The organism is Massilia phyllostachyos, from assembly GCF_021044825.1.
GTDB classification, from domain to species: Bacteria; Pseudomonadota; Gammaproteobacteria; order Burkholderiales; family Burkholderiaceae_D; genus Telluria; species Telluria phyllostachyos.
Map to the genome: position 1 here is coordinate 502,649 of NZ_JAJNOC010000002.1, position 21,433 is coordinate 524,081.

General features: G+C 67.0%; 23 protein-coding genes. 19 read left to right on the top strand and 4 right to left on the bottom strand.

What is annotated here, in order from left to right; all coding sequences use genetic code 11:
- The 15 genes from LQ564_RS09235 (at position 1) to LQ564_RS09305 (ending at position 13,605) form a co-directional block, all read left to right on the top strand.
- On the top strand, positions 1–513 hold the full coding sequence (locus LQ564_RS09235) for a prepilin-type N-terminal cleavage/methylation domain-containing protein (RefSeq protein ID WP_231057809.1): 513 nt from the start codon (positions 1–3) through the stop codon (positions 511–513).
- A gap of 45 nt (positions 514–558) precedes the next feature.
- Positions 559–1,035: a type II secretion system protein gene (locus LQ564_RS25895; RefSeq protein ID WP_272492083.1), complete on the top strand. Its 477-nt coding sequence runs from the start codon at positions 559–561 to the stop codon at positions 1,033–1,035.
- Positions 1,036–1,059: 24 nt separating this feature from the next.
- Complete coding sequence (locus LQ564_RS25900) at positions 1,060–1,548, top strand: type II secretion system protein (RefSeq protein ID WP_272492084.1); 489 nt, start codon at positions 1,060–1,062, stop codon at positions 1,546–1,548.
- A 9-nt stretch (positions 1,549–1,557) separates the two neighbouring features.
- Positions 1,558–2,127: a GspH/FimT family pseudopilin gene (locus tag LQ564_RS09250; protein WP_371873446.1), complete on the top strand. Its 570-nt coding sequence runs from the start codon at positions 1,558–1,560 to the stop codon at positions 2,125–2,127.
- Positions 2,117–2,698: a type II secretion system protein gene (locus LQ564_RS09255; RefSeq protein ID WP_231057811.1), complete on the top strand. Its 582-nt coding sequence runs from the start codon at positions 2,117–2,119 to the stop codon at positions 2,696–2,698. Before LQ564_RS09250 ends, LQ564_RS09255 begins: the two co-directional genes overlap by 11 nt.
- A complete protein-coding gene (locus LQ564_RS09260; protein WP_231057812.1) occupies positions 2,695–3,576 on the top strand; it encodes a prepilin-type N-terminal cleavage/methylation domain-containing protein in 882 nt (293 codons plus the stop codon). Before LQ564_RS09255 ends, LQ564_RS09260 begins: the two co-directional genes overlap by 4 nt.
- Positions 3,577–3,581: 5 nt before the next feature.
- Positions 3,582–4,043: a pilus assembly PilX family protein gene (locus tag LQ564_RS09265; protein ID WP_231057813.1), complete on the top strand. Its 462-nt coding sequence runs from the start codon at positions 3,582–3,584 to the stop codon at positions 4,041–4,043.
- Positions 4,040–7,078, top strand: a complete 3,039-nt coding sequence (locus LQ564_RS09270) for a DUF6701 domain-containing protein (protein WP_231057814.1) — start codon at positions 4,040–4,042, stop codon at positions 7,076–7,078. The genes LQ564_RS09265 and LQ564_RS09270 overlap by 4 nt, the downstream gene beginning before the upstream one ends.
- Before the next feature lie 144 nt (positions 7,079–7,222).
- Positions 7,223–8,161 (top strand): type IV pilus biogenesis protein PilM, encoded by a 939-nt coding sequence (gene pilM, locus LQ564_RS09275; protein ID WP_231057815.1) that lies wholly within the window; start codon positions 7,223–7,225, stop codon positions 8,159–8,161.
- Entirely contained in the window at positions 8,158–8,820 is a 663-nt protein-coding gene (locus LQ564_RS09280; RefSeq protein ID WP_231057816.1) for a PilN domain-containing protein, read from the top strand. The genes pilM and LQ564_RS09280 overlap by 4 nt, the downstream gene beginning before the upstream one ends.
- Positions 8,817–9,533, top strand: coding sequence for a hypothetical protein (locus LQ564_RS09285; protein ID WP_231057817.1), 717 nt, complete (start codon positions 8,817–8,819; stop codon positions 9,531–9,533). The genes LQ564_RS09280 and LQ564_RS09285 overlap by 4 nt, the downstream gene beginning before the upstream one ends.
- Positions 9,530–9,898, top strand: a complete 369-nt coding sequence (locus tag LQ564_RS09290) for a hypothetical protein (RefSeq protein WP_231057818.1) — start codon at positions 9,530–9,532, stop codon at positions 9,896–9,898. The genes LQ564_RS09285 and LQ564_RS09290 overlap by 4 nt, the downstream gene beginning before the upstream one ends.
- Positions 9,899–9,920: 22 nt before the next feature.
- The gene (gene mshL, locus LQ564_RS09295; protein WP_231057819.1) at positions 9,921–11,690 is read left to right on the top strand and encodes a pilus (MSHA type) biogenesis protein MshL; all 1,770 of its coding nucleotides are present in this window, start codon (positions 9,921–9,923) and stop codon (positions 11,688–11,690) included.
- The gene (locus tag LQ564_RS09300) at positions 11,690–12,580 is read left to right on the top strand and encodes an ExeA family protein (protein ID WP_231057820.1); all 891 of its coding nucleotides are present in this window, start codon (positions 11,690–11,692) and stop codon (positions 12,578–12,580) included. Before mshL ends, LQ564_RS09300 begins: the two co-directional genes overlap by 1 nt.
- Positions 12,577–13,605 carry a tetratricopeptide repeat protein gene (locus tag LQ564_RS09305; protein ID WP_231057821.1) on the top strand — a complete coding sequence of 343 codons (1,029 nt, stop codon included), beginning with the start codon at positions 12,577–12,579 and terminating at the stop codon, positions 13,603–13,605. The genes LQ564_RS09300 and LQ564_RS09305 overlap by 4 nt, the downstream gene beginning before the upstream one ends.
- 118 nt (positions 13,606–13,723) lie before the next feature.
- On the opposite strand, the gene LQ564_RS09310 is transcribed toward LQ564_RS09305, so the two are convergent.
- Together LQ564_RS09310 and LQ564_RS09315 are read right to left on the bottom strand one after the other, a co-directional pair.
- The gene (locus LQ564_RS09310) at positions 13,724–14,881 is read right to left on the bottom strand and encodes a pyridoxal phosphate-dependent aminotransferase (protein ID WP_231057822.1); all 1,158 of its coding nucleotides are present in this window, start codon (positions 14,879–14,881) and stop codon (positions 13,724–13,726) included.
- A gap of 25 nt (positions 14,882–14,906) precedes the next feature.
- On the bottom strand, positions 14,907–15,362 hold the full coding sequence (locus LQ564_RS09315; RefSeq protein WP_231057823.1) for a putative toxin-antitoxin system toxin component, PIN family: 456 nt from the start codon (positions 15,360–15,362) through the stop codon (positions 14,907–14,909).
- A 40-nt stretch (positions 15,363–15,402) separates the two neighbouring features.
- On the opposite strand from LQ564_RS09315, the gene yaaA reads away from it, so the two are divergent.
- Positions 15,403–16,173: a peroxide stress protein YaaA gene (gene yaaA / locus LQ564_RS09320; RefSeq protein WP_231057824.1), complete on the top strand. Its 771-nt coding sequence runs from the start codon at positions 15,403–15,405 to the stop codon at positions 16,171–16,173.
- Positions 16,174–16,216: 43 nt separating this feature from the next.
- Here yaaA and LQ564_RS09325 read toward each other — a convergent pair whose 3' ends face one another.
- Positions 16,217–17,053 carry an outer membrane protein assembly factor BamD gene (locus LQ564_RS09325; protein ID WP_231057825.1) on the bottom strand — a complete coding sequence of 279 codons (837 nt, stop codon included), beginning with the start codon at positions 17,051–17,053 and terminating at the stop codon, positions 16,217–16,219.
- A 97-nt stretch (positions 17,054–17,150) separates the two neighbouring features.
- Here LQ564_RS09325 and LQ564_RS09330 point away from each other — a divergent pair, with 97 nt between their 5' ends.
- Positions 17,151–18,191 carry an RluA family pseudouridine synthase gene (locus LQ564_RS09330; protein WP_231057826.1) on the top strand — a complete coding sequence of 347 codons (1,041 nt, stop codon included), beginning with the start codon at positions 17,151–17,153 and terminating at the stop codon, positions 18,189–18,191.
- Positions 18,188–18,967: a peptidoglycan editing factor PgeF gene (gene pgeF, locus LQ564_RS09335; protein WP_231057827.1), complete on the top strand. Its 780-nt coding sequence runs from the start codon at positions 18,188–18,190 to the stop codon at positions 18,965–18,967. The genes LQ564_RS09330 and pgeF overlap by 4 nt, the downstream gene beginning before the upstream one ends.
- Positions 18,968–18,992: 25 nt before the next feature.
- Here pgeF and LQ564_RS25955 read toward each other — a convergent pair whose 3' ends face one another.
- Positions 18,993–19,349 (bottom strand): hypothetical protein, encoded by a 357-nt coding sequence (locus LQ564_RS25955; RefSeq protein WP_307726598.1) that lies wholly within the window; start codon positions 19,347–19,349, stop codon positions 18,993–18,995.
- 65 nt (positions 19,350–19,414) lie between these two features.
- On the opposite strand from LQ564_RS25955, the gene phaC reads away from it, so the two are divergent.
- On the top strand, positions 19,415–21,157 hold the full coding sequence (phaC, locus tag LQ564_RS09345) for a class I poly(R)-hydroxyalkanoic acid synthase (protein WP_371873448.1): 1,743 nt from the start codon (positions 19,415–19,417) through the stop codon (positions 21,155–21,157).
- Positions 21,158–21,433: the final 276 nt, after the last annotated feature.

Below are 21,433 nucleotides of genomic sequence, written 5' to 3' on the forward strand. Positions count from 1 at the left end.
GTGGTCAGGGCGCGCGGCTTCACGTTACTGGAATTATCGATTTGCCTGGCGCTGTGCGCGCTGCTGGCCAGTGCGCTGCTGGTGCGGCTCGCGGATTACCAGCGCGAGTCGCAGCGCGTGGCCGCGCAGGGCATGGTGAGCGCGATGCGCACGGCGATGGCGGTGCGCGCCGCCCAGTTGCAGGGCGCGGGGAGCGGGGCGGATTTGGACGCCTTGCAGCGGGAAAATCCTTTCCTGTGGCTGGCCGAATTGCCGAAGAATTACCAGGGCGAGTACTACCGGCCGCGCCCCGGACTGGTCAAGGAAGGCAACTGGTATTTCGACCCGTCCGACCGTACCGTCAATTTTGTGCAGGTTCGCGACACTTTTTCCCCAGAGATACCGAAATTGCTGAATTTCAAGGTAGAATTATTTCGTGAGCCCAATCCGAACCGCACTGGTGAACGGAGGGAGTCCGAACCGGGAATTGCGCTGGCCCAGATCGCTGGAAAAGCGGCATCCACCGACCACTAGAACGCGGGTTTTCCGCACCATTACTTCTTTTACGGAGAGAGCTTCATGAACAAGAATTTCAAGGCTGGCCAACAAGGCGGTTTCACCCTGATCGAATTGATCGTCGTGATCGTCATCCTGGGCATCCTGGCCGCCACCGCACTGCCGAAGTTTGCCGACCTGGGCGCCGACGCCCGCGCCGCCAGCCTGAAGGCCGCCAAGGGTTCGGTCTCGTCGGCGGCATCGATGGCGCATGCCCAGGCGCTGGTGAAGAATGCTACTGCCGATGTCACGCTCGAGGGCGTCAAGGTCAACCTGGTGAATGGTTATCCTTCGGTCGCCGATGACACCAACGGCAAGCAACTTGCGAAACTTGCTGGCCTGGAAGGCAGCGACTACACCATCGACACTGCGACCGCCAACATCTTCAAGGTCAGCCCGCTGGGTGTGAAAGACGCTTCGAAGTGCTACTTCACCTACGCTGCGCCTGCCACCTCCACCGGTGCGCCGACCTTCGACATGAAAACCGATAACTGCAACTAAACATTGCTTCTGGAATCCGGAATCATGAGCAAACGGCTGTTATTTCGTTCGCACCAGGGTGGTTTCACGCTGATCGAACTGATCGTCGTGATCGTGATTCTCGGGATCCTGGCAGCCACCGCGCTGCCGAAATTCGCGGACCTGGGCGGTGACGCCCGGGCCGCAAGCCTCAAGGCCGCCAAGGGCGCCATGAGTTCGGCGGCCGCCATGGCGCATGCGGTTGCGCTGGTGAATCCTTCCGCCACCACCGTCACTTCGGAAGGCGTGCAGGTCACGCTGACCAACGGCTATCCCGCTACCGGCACCGATGCCCAGGCGCGCAAATTCGCCGAGCTGGCCGGCATCAACGCCAGCGACTACACGCTCGAGACCGACAAGGGCGAGCTGAAGGTGACGCCGAAAGGCGTCAAGACGGCCAACGCCGGCAGATGCTTCGTGAGCTACCAGCCGCCCGCCGTCGCGGGTGGTGCGCCCAGCATCACCGAAGGCGCGACTACCTACAACTGCAATTAATTCATCGCTGTGCAAGGCTCGATTCCTTCCCAGCCGGCGGGATATTCCGGCCGCACGTCCCTACGCCGTGCTTCCGGCTTCACCATGGTGGAGCTGATCGTGGTGCTGGTCCTCGCCGGGATCCTGGCGGCGATCGGCGTCGGCCGCTATTTCGACCGTTCCGCCTTCGACCTGCCGGCCCATGCCGAGCAGCTGCGCGCCATGCTGCGCTTCGCGCAGAAGGCGGCAATCGCCCGCAACGGCGACGTCTTCGTGCGCTTCGAAGCGCAACGCATTTCGCTGTGCTACACCGACCCGACCTCCGGATGCGCGCTCGCCCAGCAGGTGAGCATTCCCGGCGGCTTCTCCGCCGGCGACGACGCCAGCAGCAGCCAGTGCGGCAACGGCAACTGGTACTGCCTCGGCAAGCCCGCCGGCGTCACCTGGACCGCCGCGCCGTCGCCGGCCTGGGTCAGGTTCGATCCTCTCGGACGCCCGCTGCTGCTGAACGATGCGCCGGGCGGCCTTACCCTGAGCCTCAGCGGCGGCAAGGAAAGCGCCAGTGTCCAGGTGTTCGAAGAAACCGGCTATGTCCAGTAAATTCTTCGCCCGCCGGCGCCAGGCCGGCGTCACCCTCATCGAGCTGATCGTGTTCATCATGGTGGTCGGCATCGCCGTGATGGCGCTGCTCGGCGTGCTGTCGCTGACCACGACGAATAGCGCCGATCCGCTGCCGCGCAAGCAGGCCTTGATGATCGCCGAGGGCCTGCTGGAAGAAGTCCAGCTGGCCAAGTTCACCTATTGCCAGCCGACCGACGCCAACGTCGAGACCGCGGCGAACGCCGCCGGCTGCAGCCCCGGCCTGGCCGAGAACTGGGGCGCGGAAGGCACGGTCCGCCCGCACGACAACATCAACGACTACGTCGCGGCCTCCAACACGCCGACCGCCGCCTTCGATGCCGGCGGCCAGCTGGTGAACGCCATCGGCGGCGCGATGCCGGCCGGTTATACCGCAAGGCTGACCATCACGCCCCAGGTGCTGGCGGGCGTCGGCACGGCCGGCGCCAGCGCCGACACCGAGGTGCTGCGCATCCGGGTCACGGTCAGCTACGGCAGCGAGCAGGTGGTGCTCGATGGGTTCCGCATGCGCTACGCGCCGAACTTCCCATGAACGCCGTGACCTTCTCCCGCCGCAACGGCGGCTTCACTTTCGTCGAGATGATCGTCGTGATCGTCATCATCGGCATCGTCGCCGGCATCGTCGCCGTGTTCATCCGCGCGCCGATCCTCGGCTACACCGAAAGCGTCGACCGCGCCGCCGTCACCGACGAAGCCGACCTGGCATTGCGCCGCATGGCGCGCGACCTGCGCCTGGCGCTGCCGAACAGCGTGCGCGTCACGGCGAACGGCAACGCCGTCGAGTTCCTGCTGTCCTCGACCGGCGGACGCTATCTCTCGGTCGACGACGACGTGGCGGGCCTGCCCTTCCTCGACTTCGACAACGCGGCCAGCACGACCTTCACAGCCATCGGCGGAACCCAGCGTCCGATCCAGGCCGGCAACTTCATCGTCGTCTACAACCTGGGCGACGGCATCGCGCCTTCGGAAGCCTACAACTTTCCCGCCGGCCCCGCGAACGTCAACATCGCCCAGGTCACGGCGGTGGCGCCCGGGGCCGACAACACCTCGGTCGTGACGCTGGCGAGCAATGCCTTCGCCCAGCAAGCGGTGCCGATGCCGTCGCCCAACCGCCGCTTCCAGGTGGTGACCACGCCGGTCACCTATCTGTGCACCCAGCTCGCGGACGGCAGCCTGGGCCTGGTGCGTTACTGGAACTACCCGATCAGCGCCGTGCAGTACGCGCGGCCGCAGGGCAGCTCGCGCCAGGCGATGGTCGCCGGCCACGTGGCCAGCTGCAACAACGTATTTCAGTACGGCGCCGCGGCCTCGCGCGCCAGCGCCCTGGTCATCCTCAACCTCTCGCTGCGCACGCGCGACAGCGGCGTGGTGAACCTGGTGCACCAGGTCCACGTCGACAACACCCCATGAGCGCCATGCACGCCCGTTCCCGCTTCCATCCGCGCCGTCTTGTCCGCAGCGCCGGTGTCGGCATCATCACCGCGGTGTTCCTGCTGATCGTGCTGGCCGGGATCGGCGTCGCCGCGGTGCGCATCTTCACCGCGCAGCAGGTCACGTCCAGCCTCGACCTCGACGGCGCGCGCGCCTACCAGGCCGCGCGCGCCGGCATCGAATGGGGCTTGTTCCAGCAGCTGCGCAACAGTAATTGCGCGAGCAGGACCTTCGCCATGCCGGCGGACAGCGTGCTGGCGAACTTCACGGTGTCGGTGACCTGCACGCCCGTCCCGGGCCCCGCGGACAGCAGCGGCAACAGCGCCAATACCACCCGCTGGCGCATCGAATCGATCGCCTGCAACCAGCCGAAGAACGGCGCGTGCACCACCACGCCCGTCGCCCATCCGGACTTCGTGCAGCGCCGCCTCGAGGTGCAGGTATGAAGCGCATCCTGCTCCTGCTGTGGGCGCTGGCCGCGCTGTTGGCCGGACCTGCGCGCGCCGACACCAATATGGGGCTGTACAAGAGCTTCACCGGCACCGTCAACTTCGCCGGCACCCAGGTGACCCTGCGCGACCGCAGCAGCGGCGCCAGCGCCTGCAAGGTCTCGGCCGAAAGCACCGCGCAGAGCGCGACCCTGACACTGCCGAGCGGCTATGCGGTGGTCTCGGCCCAGCTGTACTGGGCCGGTTCCGGCAGCGCCGACGCCACCGTCACGATGAACAGCAAGAGCGTCACCGCCCCGAGCAGCCGCATCTACACCTCGGCGACCATCGGCGGCGGCCTGAATTATTTTTCGGCGGCGGCCGACGTGACCGACCTGGTCAAGCTCAAGGGCGGCGGCACCTATACCTTTTCCGGCCTGAGGGTCTCGAGCGGCAGCCCCTGGTGCGAGCGCAGCGCGGTGCTGGGCGGCTTCGCGCTGGTGGTGGTCTATTCGCAGAAGGACGAGACCTACCGCACCCTCAACCTGTACGAGGGCTTCCGCGCGATGCTCAACAGCGAGGTGCGCCTCGACATGGCGAACTTCCGGGTGCCGGACAACGTGCAATCGACCTCGGTCGGCCGCTTCGGCCACATCGTGTGGGAAGGGGACTCCGACCTCGCGCAGCAGGGCGAGTCGCTGACCTTCTACAACTACACGCTGACGCAAAGCACCTACGGCCCCTCGGGCAACAACTTCAACTCGAAGAGCAGCATCAATTCGGACACCAACTCGCTCGGCATCGACTTCGACGCCTACAGCATGACCGGCTGGCCGGCCAGACTCAATGCCGTTTCGGCCGTGTTCAAGACCGGCGGCGACATGGTGCTGCTCAACGCCGCGCTGCTCGCGGTACCGAGCACGCCCGCGGCCGACCTCTCGGTCGACCTGGTGCGCACCACCGAGCTGCGTCCCGGCGCGCTCGCGACGTATACCGCTACCGTCACGAACAACGGCCCCGGCGTCGAAACAGGCCCCTTCAAGGTCACGCTGACATTGCCGGCGGGCCTGAGCTACAACTCCTTCAGCGGCGCCAACTGGAGCTGCACCGGTTCCGGCACCACCGCCACCTGCACCTATACCGGCGCGCTGGCCAACGGCGCCAAGACGGCGCTGACGCTGAAGGCGACCGTCGCCAGCAACGCCACCGGCAGCAAGACCACGGGCGTCACCGTGGTCGGCAACAACGACCCGGCCGCGGGCAACGACAGCAGCAGCGAGACCGGCACCGTGGTCGCCGCCACCGGCACCTCCTATGTGTACACGACGCGCGAATGCAATGTCGGCGAGATCGTCAGCACCGACGCCGGCTGCCCGCTGTTCGACGGCCCGGTGGTGGCCGGCGCCACGCCCAAGATCTTCGTCACCGCGGTGGACGCCAACAACAAGGCGCGCGCGGTGAACAATACGGTGAACCTGAATGTGGCGATGGGCTGCGTGAACCCGCCTGGCCCGGGCACGGTGCAGCCGACCGCCTCCGGCTACAAGCTGCCGGCCTGCGTGGCCGACACCAGCGTGCCGAATTCCGCCACCACCGACACGAAAATCTGGACCGCCTTCCCGGTCACCTTCCCGACCAACAAAGCGTCGGTCGGCTACGACTTCCAGTACCTGGATGCCGGCTCGGTCAAACTCTACCTGAGCACCAACGGCACCGCCGCGACCAGCACGCGCAGCAGCACGCAATTCGTCTCGATGCCGTCCTCCCTGCGGCTCACGGTCAAGAACGCCGAGGGCCAGCTCAATCCGGGCGCGGTCGGCCTGGCCGGCAACGGCTTCGTGCGCGCCGGCGAAAACTTCACGATCCAGGCCGAGGCGATGAGCGCCGGCGCCAATCTGGTGCCGCTGCCCAGCTTCGGCAAGGAGACCGGCAATGGACGGCCGACCCTGGTCAACACCGTGGTGAACCGGCTCGATGCGATCGCGAGCGGCGCCGACAAGGAAGAGCCGACCCAGCTCGAGGGCGACTTCCCGAGCAGCGGCGCCTTCACCGGCACCCAGTTCTCCTGGAGCGACGTGGGCAGCTTCAGCCTCAAGACCTCGCTCGACGACTACCTCGGCGAAAAGCCGAACGCCTTCGGCAGCCAGAACGTGGGGCGCGTCTATCCGGCCTCGTACAAGACCGAGGCCGGCCCCGGCTTCGACTGCCTGCCGCACATGAACTGCCCCTCGGTCGGCCTGGCCGCGATCAGCGACGCCATCTATTCGCAGCAGCCCTTCAACGCCACCATCATCGCGCTCGACGAGAACGGCAAGGAATTGCCGAACTTCGATTCGGCGCGCTATCCGAGCCTGGTGCCGAAGCTGACCCTGGCCGCGGTCGACGCCCCGGGCACCGGAGTCTCGTTCGGGACCAGGTACACGCCGGGCTTCGTCGATACCGCCGCCGCCGCCACCACCCGCGCGGTGCAGTTCGGCCTCGGCGCCCAGTTCGGCGCCGACGCCGCCAAGACCGCCTGGGCCGGGCCGACCGCGGTCTACCTGCGCGCCACCTCGGACGACGTGCGCATGGGGACCAAGGTCGTCACCACCTCGGTGCAGGACGACGTCGGCGAATCGGAAGAGGGCGGCATCATGGTGGTCAACGGCCGCCTGGCGATCGACAACGTGATCGGGTCGGAACTGCTCAAGACCCCGGTGCCGATGCGGGCGCAGTACTGGAACGGCAAGAATTGGGAGAACAACACTTCGTTCAGCACCGACACCTTGCTCAAGACCGAGCAGGCCGTGTTCAGCGCCTGCACCAACCGGCTGCAGACCACAAATTCCGCGGGCGCGCGCGTGTGCGACACGGCGGCCGTCAAGGCGGCCGGCGCCGGCGCCTTCGCGGTCGGCGCCGGCGTCGGCAAGTACCTGCTGGCGCCGACCGGCGCCGGCCGCGTCGGCAGCGTGCGCATCAGGATGAACACGCCGGCCTGGCTGCCCAGCATGTACGGCCAGATCACGATCGGCGCCTATAAAAGTCCAGTGATTTACATCCGTGAAGTCTACTGACAACGGAAAATGATCAGAACGCCGATAAAGCCGATATTTTTTCTGAGCTTTTCGGCAATTTTTTAGCCCGTTTGACGAGTCTTGACTATAATCAAGACTTTGCCGGACCCCTCATTCACCCGCGAACAGGACCTCGTTCGATCGATGCGTTTTTTTAAGAAAGCCAGGAAAAAAGACGGGTGGCTGACCATCGCCGTCCAGCGCGACGGCGTGGCCGCGACCAGCGTCAAGCGCGGCGCCGACGGCAAGCCGGTCGTGCGCTTCGCCCACTTCCTGCCGGGCCAGGTCGATGCGGGCGCGCTGGAAAAGGCCGGCCGCGAAGGCCAGGCCAACGCCTATCATTGCGCGACCCTGCTCGGCGCCGGCGAGTACCAGCTGCTCTCCGTCGAATCGCCCAATGTGCCAAAGGAAGAACTGCGCACCGCGATCCGCTGGCGCCTGAAGGACCTGCTCGACTTTCCGGTGGCCGATGCGACCGTGGACGTGCTCGAGATCCCGGTCGATGCCGGCGCCGGCGCGCGGGCCCAGGGTTCGGTGTTCGCGGTGGCGGCGCGCAACAGCGTCATCAAGCCGCGCCAGCAACTGTTCCTCGATGCGAAGATCGCGCTGAGCGTGATCGACATTCCCGAGATGGCGCAGCGGAACATCTCGGCCATGCTGGAGCCGGAAGGGCGCGGCGTCGCCATGCTGTCGTTCGGGACGGACGGCGGCCTGCTGACGGTGTCCTACCGCGGCGAACTGTACCTGTCGCGCCGGGTCGACATCGGCCTCGATCTGCTGCTCGATGCGGACCACGAGCGCAAGCATGCGGCGTTCGACCGCATCACTCTCGAGCTGCAGCGTTCGCTCGACCACTTCGAGCGCCAGTTCTCCTTCATCAGCGTGTCGAAGCTGGTGCTGGCGCCGTCCGACATCACCGGCCTGGACGAATACCTGTCGAGCAATCTCTACATGCCGGTCGAGTCGATCGACCTGGCCTCGGTGTTCGATTTCGGCCGCACGCCCGAGCTGCTCGACAAGGCGCAGCAGGGACGCTTCTTCCTGCCGCTGGGCGCCGCGTTGCGTGCGGAGGACGGCGCATGACTTTACGGAACCCCCAGCAGATCAATCTCTTTAACCCGGCCTTCCAGCCGCAGAAGCAGCTCCTCACCGCGCCGATGATGGGCGTGGCGCTGCTGGTGCTGGTGGCCGGCATCGCGGGTCTTGCGGTGACCGGCAAGGCGCACACCGCGCGCCTGCAGGAAGAGGCCGACCATGGCGCCACCCAGCTCGCGCGCAAGCAGGCGCGCCTGGCGTCGGTGAACGCCGAATTCGCGCCGCGCGGCAAATCCAGCGAGCTGGCCACGCAATTGGTGGAAGCGGACGCCCAGCTGGCCGCGCTGCGCCACGTGTCCGGTGTGCTCGAGCGCGGCGAACTGGGCGACAGCGCCGGCTTCGCCGGCTACTTCAAGGCCTTCGCGCGCCAGAGCGTGCAGGGCCTGTGGCTGACGTCGGTGAGCATCGCCGGCAAGGACATCGGCCTCAAGGGCCGCACCACGGACCCGGCGCTGGTACCCGGCTATATCGGGCGCCTGACCCAGGAGCCGCTGTTGCAGGGCAAGGCCTTCTCCAGCCTGCAGATCGGCCAGGCCGCGCCGGTCGAGACCCAGGGCGCCGACGGCAAGCCGGTGAAAAGCGCCGCGCCCTACGTCGAGTTCAGCCTGCAGTCGGTGCCGGACGCGAAACCGGAGGGGCAGCCATGAGCCCGAGCCTGAAACAGCGCATGACCCAGTTGGGCGCGCGCATCGACGCGATGTCGCTGCGCGAGCGCGCCCTGATGTTCGCGGCCGCCGTGGCGGTGCTCGGCTTCGCCGGCCAGCAGCTGGTGCTGGCGCCGATCTACCGCGCCCAGGAAGCGCTGCAGCAGACCATCGAACAGCAGCGCAACAATATCGCCGGCATCGACGCCGAGATCACGGCCAAGGTCACCGCCTACCAGAACGACCCGGACGCCGCCTCGCGCGCGCGCCTGGTGGCGGTCAAGCGCGAGAGCAGCCAGCTGGCCGATTCGCTGCTGGCGATGGAAAACGGCTTGGTGCCGCCGGAGCGCATGGCGCCGCTGGTGGACGCCATCCTGCGCGCCAACGGCCGCCTGCAGCTGGTCTCGATGCGCACGCTGCCGGTGGAGACGATCTCGGGCCGCGCCGCCAGCGCCGGCGCGGCCGCCACTGCCGCACCTGCCGCCACGCCTGCCGCGCAGGACGGCCGGGCCCCCGACATGCTGTACCGCCACGGCGTCGAAGTGACCGTGCGCGGCAATTATCTCGACATGGTGAATTACATGAGCGCGCTCGAAGCGATGCCGACCCGGCTGTTCTGGGGCAAGGCGCAGCTCGACGTGGAGGAATATCCGGCCTCCCGCCTGACGCTCACGCTCTATACCCTGAGCCTGGACCGGAATTGGATGAAGCTGTGAAAATCCTGAACCTGACGATCCTGGCAGCGCTGATGCTGTCCACCCACACCGCCGGCGCCCAGGCGCTGCTCGACCCCACCCGTCCGCCGGCCACGCTCGGCGTGCGGGGTGACGCCGCCGCCGCCGGCGCCGACGGCATGCCGCGCCTGCAGTCGGTGCTGATCTCGCCGCGTCAGGGCGGACGCCACGTCGCCGTGATCGACGGCGAGACCGTGCGCCTGGGCGACAACTACAAGGGCGCGCGCGTGGCGCGCATGACCCAGAGCGAGGTGGAACTCAGGCGCGGCAACGAACGCCAGGTGCTGCGCCTCGAGCCTTCCGCGCTGCCGCCCGTGGCGGGCGCCGGCATCCAATCGCTCAACTGAAGCCAGACACCTGAAGCCAGACATGCGAACATTTTTCCTCACTCCGCTCGCCCTGTGCGCCGCCCTCCTGATGGCGGGCTGCCAGACCGCGAACAACAACGCGACCTACGACGCGGTCAAGCGCGAGATGGCCAAGGCCAACAGCCAGCCGGCCGCCACCCCGGCGGTCGACGACGCCGTCGCCAACGCGCTGCTGCCGCCGGCCAGCGCGCTCGCCACCCAGCTGCCGAAGGCCCGTCCCGCGCTGGAAGAGCGCTTCAACGTCTCCTTCAACAACGTCCCGGCCCAGCAGTTCTTCCGCTCGATCGTGGCCGGCACCCGCTACAATATGCTGGTGCATCCGGACGTGAGCGGCAGCATCAGCGCCAACCTGAAGGACGTGACCCTGGTCGAGACGCTGGAAGCGGTCAAGGAGATGTACGGCTACGACTACAAGATCGACGGCGCCCGCATCACGATCCGCCCGCTGACCATGCAGACCCGGATGTTCCATGTGAACTACCTGGTCGGGCAGCGCCGCGGCGCCTCGAACCTGCGCGTCACCTCGACCTCGGTGGCGGACGTCGGCCCCACCGGCTCGGGCGGCAACGGCGTCAACGGCCAGAACGTCAACAACAACCAGCCCAACAACAACAACGGCAACCCGAACGGCGCCACCCAGGTGCAGATGGAGCGCACCGACGTCAACACGACTTCGCTGAGCGACTTCTGGGCCGACCTCAAGGCCTCGGTCGAGGCCATCGTCGGCTCGAAGGAGGGCGGGCGCAGCGTGGTGATCAGCCCGCAGTCGGGCGTGGTCGTGATCCGCGCCATGCCGGATGAGCTGCGCAACGTCGACATGTACCTGAAGGCGACCCAGCTGTCGGTCGACCGCCAGGTGATCCTGGAAGCGAAGATCCTCGAGGTGGAGCTGAACGACAGCTTCCAGAGCGGCATCAACTGGGCCTCGTTCGCCTCGTTCCGCGGCTCGCACCCGAACCGGGTGTCGAGCGGCATGATCTCGCCGGGCGCGAACCTGGCGCCGCTGCCGTACGACGGCAGCCAGCCGCCCCTGATCAACAACGGCAGCGGCCTGTCGGCCAGCACCGGTTTCTCGCTGTCGCAGGCGGCGGAAGCGGCCGGCTCGCTGTTCGGCTTCGCCTTCCAGACCAATAACTTCGCGGCCTTGATCACCTTCCTGGAATCGCAGGGCAGCGTGCACGTGCTGTCCTCGCCGCGCGTGGCCGCGATGAACAACCAGAAGGCGGTGCTCAAGATCGGCACCGACGAGTTCTACGTCACCGGCGTGACCAGCAACATCAACAGCACCGCGACCGGCAACACGATCACGCCGAGCGTGACCCTGCAGCCCTTCTTCTCGGGCGTGGTGCTGGACGTGACGCCGCAGATCGACGACAAGGGCAACATCCTGCTGCACGTGCACCCCTCGGTCAGCCAGGTCACCACCGTCAACAAGGGCGTCAATCTCGGCACCGCCGGCACCCTGAACCTGCCGCTGGCGGCGTCGGCGACCTCGGAACTGGACAGCATCGTGCGCGGCCAGAACGGGCGCGTGGTCGCGATCGGCGGCCTGATGCGCCAGGCCTCGACCGGCGACACCGACCAGCTGCCGGGCGCCGACAAGATCCCGGTGCTGGGCGCGCTGTTCCGCAACAAGAACCGGGTCAACCAGAAGCGCGAGCTGGTGGTGCTGATCAAGCCGACCATCGTCGAAGGCGCCAGCGACTGGAGCCAGGACCTGCTCGACACCACGCGCCGCATCGACGAGCTGGCGCCGAAGGGCCGTCCGTAATGTACGCGGCGCACTTCGGCCTGCGCGAGCTGCCCTTCGGGATCACGCCCGACACCAGCTTCTTCTTCGGCAGCCCGCGATCGCAGGAAGCGCTGAACACCCTGCTGGTGGCGGCGCGCAGCGGCGAAGGCTTCATCAAGATCACGGGCGAAGTCGGCACCGGCAAGACGCTCCTGTGCCGCAAGTTCATGGCGACGCTGGGCGACGGTTTCGTCACCGCCTACATCCCGAACCCCTACCTGGAGCCGCGCACGCTGATGCTGGCCCTGGCCGACGAACTCGCGATATCACTCGAGCGCGACGTCGACCAGCACCGGCTGCTCAAGGCGATCAACCAGCGCCTGCTCGACCTGGCGGGGCAGGGCCTGCAGACCGTGCTGTGCATCGACGAGGCGCAGGCGATTCCGGTCGAGAGCCTGGAGGCGCTGCGCCTGCTCACCAATCTCGAGACCGAGAAGAGGAAGCTGCTGCAGATCGTGCTGTTCGGCCAGCCGGAACTGAATCGCAAGCTGGAACTGCAGCAGATCCGCCAGCTCGCGCAGCGCATCACCTTCCACTACCATCTCGGACCGCTGTCGAAGGACGACCTGGATTATTATGTGGCGCACCGCCTGCGCGTGGCCGGCTTCGACGGCGCGCGGCTATTCTCGCGGGGCGCGATCCGGCGCTTGTACAAGGCCAGCGGCGGCGTGCCGCGGCTGGTGAACATCCTGGCGCACAAGGCGCTGATGCTGGCCTATGGCCAGGGCCGGCAGCAGGTCGCCGGCGGCCACGTCGGCACCGCGGCGCTGGACACCGTCGGCGCCAGGCGCAGCTACTGGGCCGGCCTGGCGGTGGGCGGCCTGCTGGCCGGCGCCGCGGCCGGCATTGCATGGGCATTCGTACGATGAGTTTGATTAACAAGATGCTGCAGGACCTCGACGCGCGCGGCGGCCAGCCCGGCCATGCCGCGAGCGCACCCGAGATCAGGCCGGTGCCGGCGCCCGAGCGCGCCTTCCCATGGCTGCGCGTGGCGCTGATCGCGGGACTGGTGGCGGTGCTGGGCGGGTCCGGCTACATGGCCTGGCGCCTGAAGGCGGCTGCACCGTCGGCGCCGGCCGAGGAAGTGCCGCTCGATCTGTCGAAGGCGCCGCCGCCTGCGCCTGTCGTCCGGGAAGTGCCGGTACAGCCGGCGCCCGCCGAACCGGTCGAGCCGGTCGCTGCTGCGCCCGTGCCCGAGCCCGTGCAGGCGGAGCCGCCGAAGCCCGCGTCGAAACGCGACGTCGCGGCCGTCAAGCGCGACGTCGCGAAGGCGAAACCGGCGCCCGCGGCGGTCGAGCCGAAGCCGGCGGCGGGGCGGGTCGAGACGACGCCGCAGCGCGCCGAGAACGGCTACCGCCGCGCGCTGGCCAGCCTGGAAGACGGCCGTGTGACCGAGGCCATCGAACACCTGCAGGCCGCCTTGCGCGCCGACCCGCGCCACGACGCCGCGCGCCAGACCCTGGTCGGCCTGCTGATCGAGGCCAAGCGTCCGGAAGAAGCGATGCGCCAGCTGGGCGCGGCGCTGGCGCTCGATGCGCGCCAGCCGGCCATGGCGATGCTGCTGGCGCGCCTGCAGCTCGAGCGCGGCAGCCCGGGCATCGACACCTTGATGCGCACCTTGCCTTACGCCGCCGGCAACGGCGAATACCACGCCTTCCTCGCCGGCGCCCTGCAGCGCGAAGAGCGCCACCGCGAAGCGGTCGAGCAGTACCGGCAGGCGCTCGGCACCGCGCCGCAGAACGGCGTGTGGTGGATGGGGATGGGGATTTCGCTGCAGGCGGAGAAGCGTACGCCGGAGGCGATGGTGGCGTTCCAGAAGGCGCGCGATAGCGGATCGTTGACGCCGGAATTGCAGGCCTTCGTCGAGCGCAAGCTCAAGCAGTTCGCCCAATAACGCTGATCTGCCGGTAGGGTGGGCGGTCCTCCGCCCACGCGTTCAAATCACGTTTTCCTGGCCCGCTCCGTGGCTTGAATACCGTTCGCTGACCGCGTGGGCAGGAGACCTGCCCACCCTACAACTGCGACAGCGTCTCCAGCGCCTTGTGCAGGGTCTCGTCCTTCTTCGCAAAGCAGAACCGCACCACCCCCGATTCGGTCGGCTGGCCATAGAACGCCGACACCGGAATCGCCGCCACCTTCGCCTCGCGCGTCAGCCACTTCGCGAATTGCGCTTCCGGCAAATCCGAGATCGCGCCATAGCGCACGCACTGGAAGTAGGTGCCGTCGGCCGGCAGCAGCTCGAAGCGCGAGCCGGCCAGGCCGGCGCGGAACAGGTCGCGCTTGGCCTGGTAGAACGCCGGCAGGCCGAGATAGGGCGCCGGGTCGGCCATGTAGGCCGCGATCCCGTGCTGCATCGGCGTGTTCACCGTGAACACGTTGTACTGGTGGACCTTGCGGAACTCGACCATCATGGCGGCGGGCGCCGCCACGTAGCCGACCTTCCAGCCGGTGACGTGGTAGGTCTTGCCGAAACTCGAGATCACGAAGGCGCGTTCGGCCAGCCTTGGGTGCCGCGACAAGGATTCGTGCCGCTGGCCGTCGAACACCATGTGCTCGTAGACCTCGTCCGACAGGATCAGGATATCGGTGCCCTCGACGATCGCGGCCAGCGCATCGAGGTCGGCGGCGCGCAGGATCGAGCCGGTCGGGTTGTGCGGCGAGTTCACCACGATCATGCGGGTGCGCGGCGTGACGGCGGCGGCGACCGCGTCCCAGGGCACGCTGTAGCCTTCGCTGCCGACCCGCATCGCCACCGGCGCCACCACGCCGCCGGACAGCGCGATCGCCGGCGCGTAGCAATCGTAGGCCGGCTCGATGACGATCACCTCGTCGCCCGGATGCACGCTGGACAGGATGGCGGTCTGGATCGCCTGCGAGGCGCCGCTGGTGACCGTGATCTCGCTGTTCGCGTCGTAGCTGCGGCCGTACAGCGCGGCGATCTTGGCGGCGATGGCCGCGCGCAAGGCGGGCACGCCGGTCATGACCGGATACTGGTTGTGGCCGGCGCGCATGGCCTCGTCGACCAGGCCGATCAGCTTCGGGTCGCAGGCGAAATCCGGGAAGCCCTGGCCCAGGTTGACCGCGCCCTGTTCGGCGGCGAGCTGGGACATTTCGGTGAAGATGGTGGTGCCGACGTGGGGCAGGCGGCTGCGCAGTACGGGAGTGGTCATGTTGGCGAAGTAAGCGTCGATGCGTTCATTCTAGCGTGGAAGCGAGCCAGGCCTTGAGCCAGGCTTCCGGCACCATGATCCGGAACAGCCCTTCGCGCGCGCAGCGGCGGCCCAGCTTGAGCAGGGCCTTGTCCTTGGTGATCAGGGCCGAGGCGCCGGCGTCGCGCGCGATCTCGAGGAATTTCTGGTCGTCGCGGTCGGTGCACACCGGCAGGCGCACGTGTTTCGCATCCGGCGCCACCACCTGCAGCAGGGCGTCGAAGCGCGCGACGGCGTGCTGGCGGCCGGCCTCATCGAGCGGCAGGTGGGGGTAGCGCAGCACCGCGTGGTATTCGTCGCGGCAATCGGCACGCGTCACGGCGCGCACGGCGCCGGACTCGAGCGCCGCCAGGAGTTCGGCCCAGCGCGGATCGCGGAACACGAACAGGTCGAGGCAGACATTGGTGTCGATGACGATGGGATCGGCTGGAACGGGTATCATGTGGGAAATTTTTTCAAGTCTAAGTAAAGCTGTACATCCGATGCTGATTGTCCTGTCGCCCGCCAAATCCCTCGATCTCGAATCCCCCAGCCCCGCTGCCGAACACACCACCCCGGAATTCATCCCGCGCGCCGCCCAACTGATCGAGGTGCTGCGCGGCTATTCGCCAGCCGCCATTGCCGAACTGATGGACCTGTCCGACAAGCTGGCCGTGCTGAACGTCTCGCGCTATGCGCACTGGAACGAAGACCATGCCGAGGCGCGCCAGGCCGTGATGTCCTTCGACGGCGACGTCTACGCCGGCCTGGATGCGCGCACGCTCGGGCAGCCGGCGATCGACTACCTCCAGCGCCACGTGCGCATCCTGTCGGGCCTGTACGGCCTGCTGCGGCCGCTCGACCGCATGCATCCCTACCGCCTCGAGATGGGCACGCGCCTGAAGAATCCCCATGGCGCCAGCCTGTATGCCTTCTGGGGCGACAGCGTCACCGAGGCGATCAATCGCCAGCTTGCCGCCACAAAAGCCGCGGCCCTGGTAAACCTCGCATCGGAAGAATACTTCAAGTCGGTCAGGCCGAAGCTGCTCGAGGCGCCGGTGATCAACCCGGTGTTCGAGGACTGGAAGAACGGCAAGTACAAGATCATCTCGTTCTTCGCCAAGCGCGCGCGCGGCCTGATGGCGCACTACGCGGCCGAGCATGCGATCACGGATCCGGAAGCGCTCAAGGGGTTCGATGTGGACGGCTACGCCTTCGACGACGCCGTGTCCACGGAGCGCAATTGGGTGTTCCGCCGCCGCGTGGAAGTATAAAAAACGGCGACGGCGGCGCGTTCGACACGCGCCGCCGCGGGTCTTACTGCAGCGCGTCCTTCGGCGACGGCTTGGCGGCAGCCTTGGACCAGAACTTCCACCACGGCGCATCGCCCGAGGCGTTCGGATTCAGGAAGCGGCTGTCCGGATAGTTCATGGTGAACACGCGCTGGGCGTCGTCGCGCAGGGTCGGCATGCCGAGCTTGTCGTAGGAGCGCATCATGATGAACAGCGCTTCTTCGCGCGCCGGCGCGGTGCTGTAGTCCTGCACGGCGGCCTGGGCGCGGTTCAGCGCGGCCAGGTAGGCGCCGCGGCGATAGTAGTAATTCGCCACGTGCACTTCGTACTGGGCCATCGCGTTGACCAGGTAGTTCAGGCGTGCGATCGCATCCGGGGTGTATTTGCTGTTCGGGAACTTGTCGACCAGGGCCTTGAAGGCGGCGAAGGCTTCGCGGGTCGCCTTCGGGTCGCGCTCGGTCGGGTCCTGTTCGTAGACGAAGCTCAGGAAGCCGATCTGGTCGTTGAAGTTGATCAGGCCGCGCAGGTAATACATATAGTCGACCTGGGCGTGGTTCGGGTGCAGCTTGATGAAGCGCTCGACCGCTGCCAGTGCCTGGGCCTGGTCCGCCTGTTTATAATATGCATACGCAATTTCCATCTGCGCTTGCGCGGCGTAGGTGCCGAACGGATAGTTCGTCTCCAGCTTTTCGAACAGCTTGACGGCCGCTTCGTAGTGGCCGCCATTCATTTCATCGCGCGCCTCAGCGTATAATTTCTCCGCTGACCAGTTTTTGGTCTCGTCACCGGATTGCGGCAGCATGCTGCAAGCAGACAGGGCGAGGGCGCTAGCGGCGACCAACACAGACAATTTTTTTTGCATAGCTCTTTGCAAGAAAGTTTTACCTAGATTCAACGAACGGCTGATTATAGCCGATGGAACTCACGTGATTTTAACTCCTGCGCCGAATTCGGCGGAAATGCCTTTTGACCCTGAACTCGACGCTCAGGAAGACGACGACTTCGACAGCGGGGCCGGCCTTGCCGCCGGGCCCGACCTGTCGCCGATCACCTTGCGCCTGACCCCGGACGTCTGCGGCCAGCGCCTCGACAAGGTGGTCGCCGGCATGGTGCCGCAATTCTCGCGCGCGCGTATGCAGCTGTGGTTCGAGGGCGGCTTCGTGCTGGTCGACGGCAAGCCGGCCAAGGGCAAGAGCACCGCCTACGGCGACGAAACCGTCGTCATCGCACCGCAAGCCGCGCCGGAAGACACCGCCTTCACGCCGGAAGCCATCGCGCTCGACATCGTGTACGAGGACGACGACATCCTGGTGATCAACAAGCCGGCCGGCCTGGTGGTTCACCCGGGCGCGGGCAACTGGTCGGGCACCCTGCTCAACGGCCTGCTGCACCACTGCCCGCAGCTGGTGGGCGTGCCGCGCGCCGGCATCGTGCACCGCCTCGACAAGGATACCAGCGGCCTGATGGTGGTCGGCAAGAACCTGGCCGCCCAGACCGACCTGGTGCGCCAGCTGCAGGCGCGCACCGTCAAGCGCGAGTACTTCGCGCTGGTCTGGGGCACGCCGCACGCGCGCGGCACCATCGATTCGCCGATGGGCCGGCACCCGAAGGACCGGGTCAAGATGGCGGTCTCGAGCAGCCCGTTCGCCAAGCCGGCCATCACCCACTACAAGCGGGTCGCTACCGGCACACTGGACCGCCGCCCGGTGTCGCTGGTGCGCTGCAGCCTGGAGACCGGCCGCACCCACCAGATCCGCGTGCACATGCAGCACCTGGGCTTCGCGCTGGTGGGCGACTCGGTCTACGGCAAGCAGCACCTGACCCCGGTGTTCCACCGCCAGGCGCTGCAGGCGCGCCGCCTGGGCCTGGTGCATCCGGGTACCGGTGAGCCCTGCGAATGGACGGTGCCGCTGGCCGAGGATTTTGCGATGTTGATCGCCCAGGCCGGCATCGAGGAGCCGGGTGACGACGACGGTAGCGACGGCGGCGACGAGGAATGATCGACCGTTCAGCCCTGGTCTGGCCCGACTGGCCGGACCTGCCGGCGAATGTCGGCGCACTCGCCACCGGCCGTGACGGCGGCGTCAGCACCGGGCCTTACGACGACGGCAAGGGCGGCGGCGGGCTGAACCTCGGCATGCACTGCGGCGACGATCCCGCGGCCGTGCAGGCCAACCGCGCGCGCCTGCACGACTACCTGCCAGGCCGGCCGGCCTGGATCGCCCAGGTGCACGGCGCCGACGTGGTCGACGCAGCCACTGTCGGCCCCGACCAGCCGGTGCGCACCGGCGACGCCAGCATCGCGACCGAAGCGGGTGTGGTGTGCGCGATCCTGACCGCCGATTGCCTGCCGGTGCTGTTCGCCGACCTGGACGGCAAGGTAGTGGGCGCGGCCCATGCCGGCTGGCGCGGGCTGGCGGGCGGGGTGCTGGGGCAGACCATCGCCGCCATGCGGGCGGCGGGCGCCGGCGAGATCACCGCCTGGATGGGGCCGGCGATCGGGCCGGACGCGTTCGAGGTCGGGGAGGACGTGCGCGAGGCCTTCCTTGCGGCGCTGCCGGGCGAGGCCGCCCTGGCCGCCTTCAAGCCAATTTCTGACCAACCGGTAAAATTCTTGGCCGATATGTTCACGCTGGCGCGCCTGATGCTGGCGCGCGATGGCGTCAGCCGTGTCCATGGCGGCGGGCAGTGCACGGCGACGGCGCCGCAACGCTTCTATTCGTATCGGCGCGACCGCGTCACCGGCCGCCAGGCCAGCCTGATCTGGATCAAATAAGCAGGGCAGGGGCGCGGCAGAATCCTCAGTCGCTGCCGCCACCTCCGCCACCGTCGCAACTGCTGCCCCCGTCGAAGCTGCTGTCGCTGCAGTTGCTGTCGCGGCTGTTGCCGCTGTCGCTGCGGTCAATCAGGAAGTCATTGCCGAACGCGCCCGCCAGCACCGGGGTGCTGTCGTCGCCTGCCGTACGGTTGGCGGGCGCCTGCCGCTGCGCCTGCGCCGCGCGCCGCGCACGCCGGCGTTTCGACCCCGTCAGATAGAAAAGGATGGATAATGGCAGGACGCAATAGCAGAGGAAGGTCATGAGGCCGTGCACGATGCTCGGTTCGGTTGCCGCCATCAGGGCGACGACATAGATCCAGGCGACGGCGACGATCCACATGGCTTGCTCCTCTATCGAACGATTGTTGTGCTTCAAGTACGCTGATTCTAACAACGGATTCCCACATGAACATGCCTGACCCTCAAGCTTTCGCTGCTTCCTGGATGTCCCAGTTCACCGATCCGACCCTCTGGCAGGGCTGGGCCGGCTTCATGCCGCAGATGCCCGCGGCCGCAGCGAGCAATCCTCTGGCCGGCATCATGAAGGATGTCGGCGTCGGCGTGGCCCCGGAAAAACTGGAAGCGCTGCGCGGCGATTACCTGAGCAAGGCCGGCCAACTGTGGCAGGATTTCATTAGCGGCAAGTCGCCGGAACTGCACGACAAGCGCTTCTCCAGCTCGGAATGGCGCGAGCACCCGATGTCGGCCTTCTCGGCCGCTTCCTACCTGCTGAATTCCGAATTCATGCTGGCCCTGGCCGACGCGGTCGAGGCCGGCCCGCGCGAAAAGCAAAAGATCCGCTTCGCGGTCCAGCAAATGGTCGATGCCATGTCGCCGGCCAATTTCTTCGCCACCAATCCGGAAGCGCAGAAGAAGCTGATCGAGACCAAGGGCGAGAGCCTGACCAAGGGCTTGAGCAATATGCTGGCCGATATCCAGAAGGGCCGCATCTCGCAATCCGACGAGTCGGCCTTCGAAGTCGGCCGCAACGTCGGCACCACGCCGGGCAAGGTGGTGTTCGAAAACGAGCTGTTCCAGCTGATCCAGTACATGCCGAGCACGCCGAACGTGAAAGCGGTGCCGCTCCTGATGATCCCGCCCTGCATCAACAAGTTCTACATCCTCGACCTGCAGCCGGAAAATTCCCTGGTGCGCTACGTGGTGGAACAGGGCAATACCGTGTTCATGGTGTCCTGGCGCAACCCGGACCGCACCCTGGGCTCGACCCGCTGGGACGACTACGTCGAAACCGGGGCCATCAAGGCGATCGAGGTGGTGCGCGCCATCAGCGGCCAGGACAAGACCCATGTGTTCGGCTTCTGCGTCGGCGGCACCATCGCCGCGACCGCGCTGGCGGTGCTCGCCGCGCGCGGCCAGCAGCCGGCGGCCAGCCTGTCCTTGCTGACCACCTTGCTGGATTTCAGCGATACCGGCGTGCTGGAAGTGTTCGTGGACGAAGCGCAGGTGGCTCTGCGCGAGCAGACCCTGGGCGGCGGCGGCCTGATGCCGGGCCGCGACCTGGCCACCACCTTCTCGGCCCTGCGCCCCAACGACCTGGTGTGGAACTACGTCCAGCAGAACTACCTGAAGGGCAAGGAGCCGCCGGCCTTCGACCTGCTGTACTGGAATGCCGACAGCACCAATCTGCCGGGTCCGATGTTCTGCTGGTACCTGCGCAACACCTACCTGGAGAACAAGCTGCGGGTGCCGGGCGCGCTGACGGTCTGCGGCGTGCCGGTCGATCTGGGCAAGATCGACGCGCCGGTGTTCCTGTACGGCTCGAAGGAAGACCACATCGTGCCCTGGGAAGCGGCGTTCGCGTCGATGAACCTGCTGAATCCGAAGAACGCGAAGGCCAACCGCTACGTGCTGGGCGCCTCCGGCCACATCGCCGGCGTGATCAACCCGGCCTCGAAGAACAAGCGCAGCTACTGGGTCAACGACAAGGGCGGCAAGAACCGTCCGAAGACGGCCGAGGCCTGGTTCGCGGGCGCGGCTGAAAACAAGGGCAGCTGGTGGCCGGAGTGGGCGACCTTCCTGGCCGAGAACGGCGGCGCCGACGTGCCGGCGCCGACGGCGTTCGGCAACGATCGCTACCAGCCGACCGAGGACGCGCCGGGCCGCTACGTCAAGGCAAGAGCAGACTGACCCGTAGGGAGGACGGCTCCGCCGTCCGCGGGTTCAGATACAGCGAGCGAGAGTTGAACGCGTGGGCGGGGGACCGCCCACCCTACAGGAGCAACGGCATGTTTACGATAGCAAAAACATCACGGAAGTTTGTACTCTAATAATTGCTGCACCTGCGCGCCGCTCGTGGTATGGTTCGACTTGTCCGTCCCGCCCGGAAATATTCCTGCCCGGTGGAACGGCCGCCCAGGCCGGTTTTTCTGGTAACCAATCAAGAAAAATAGCGCGCGGCGACAG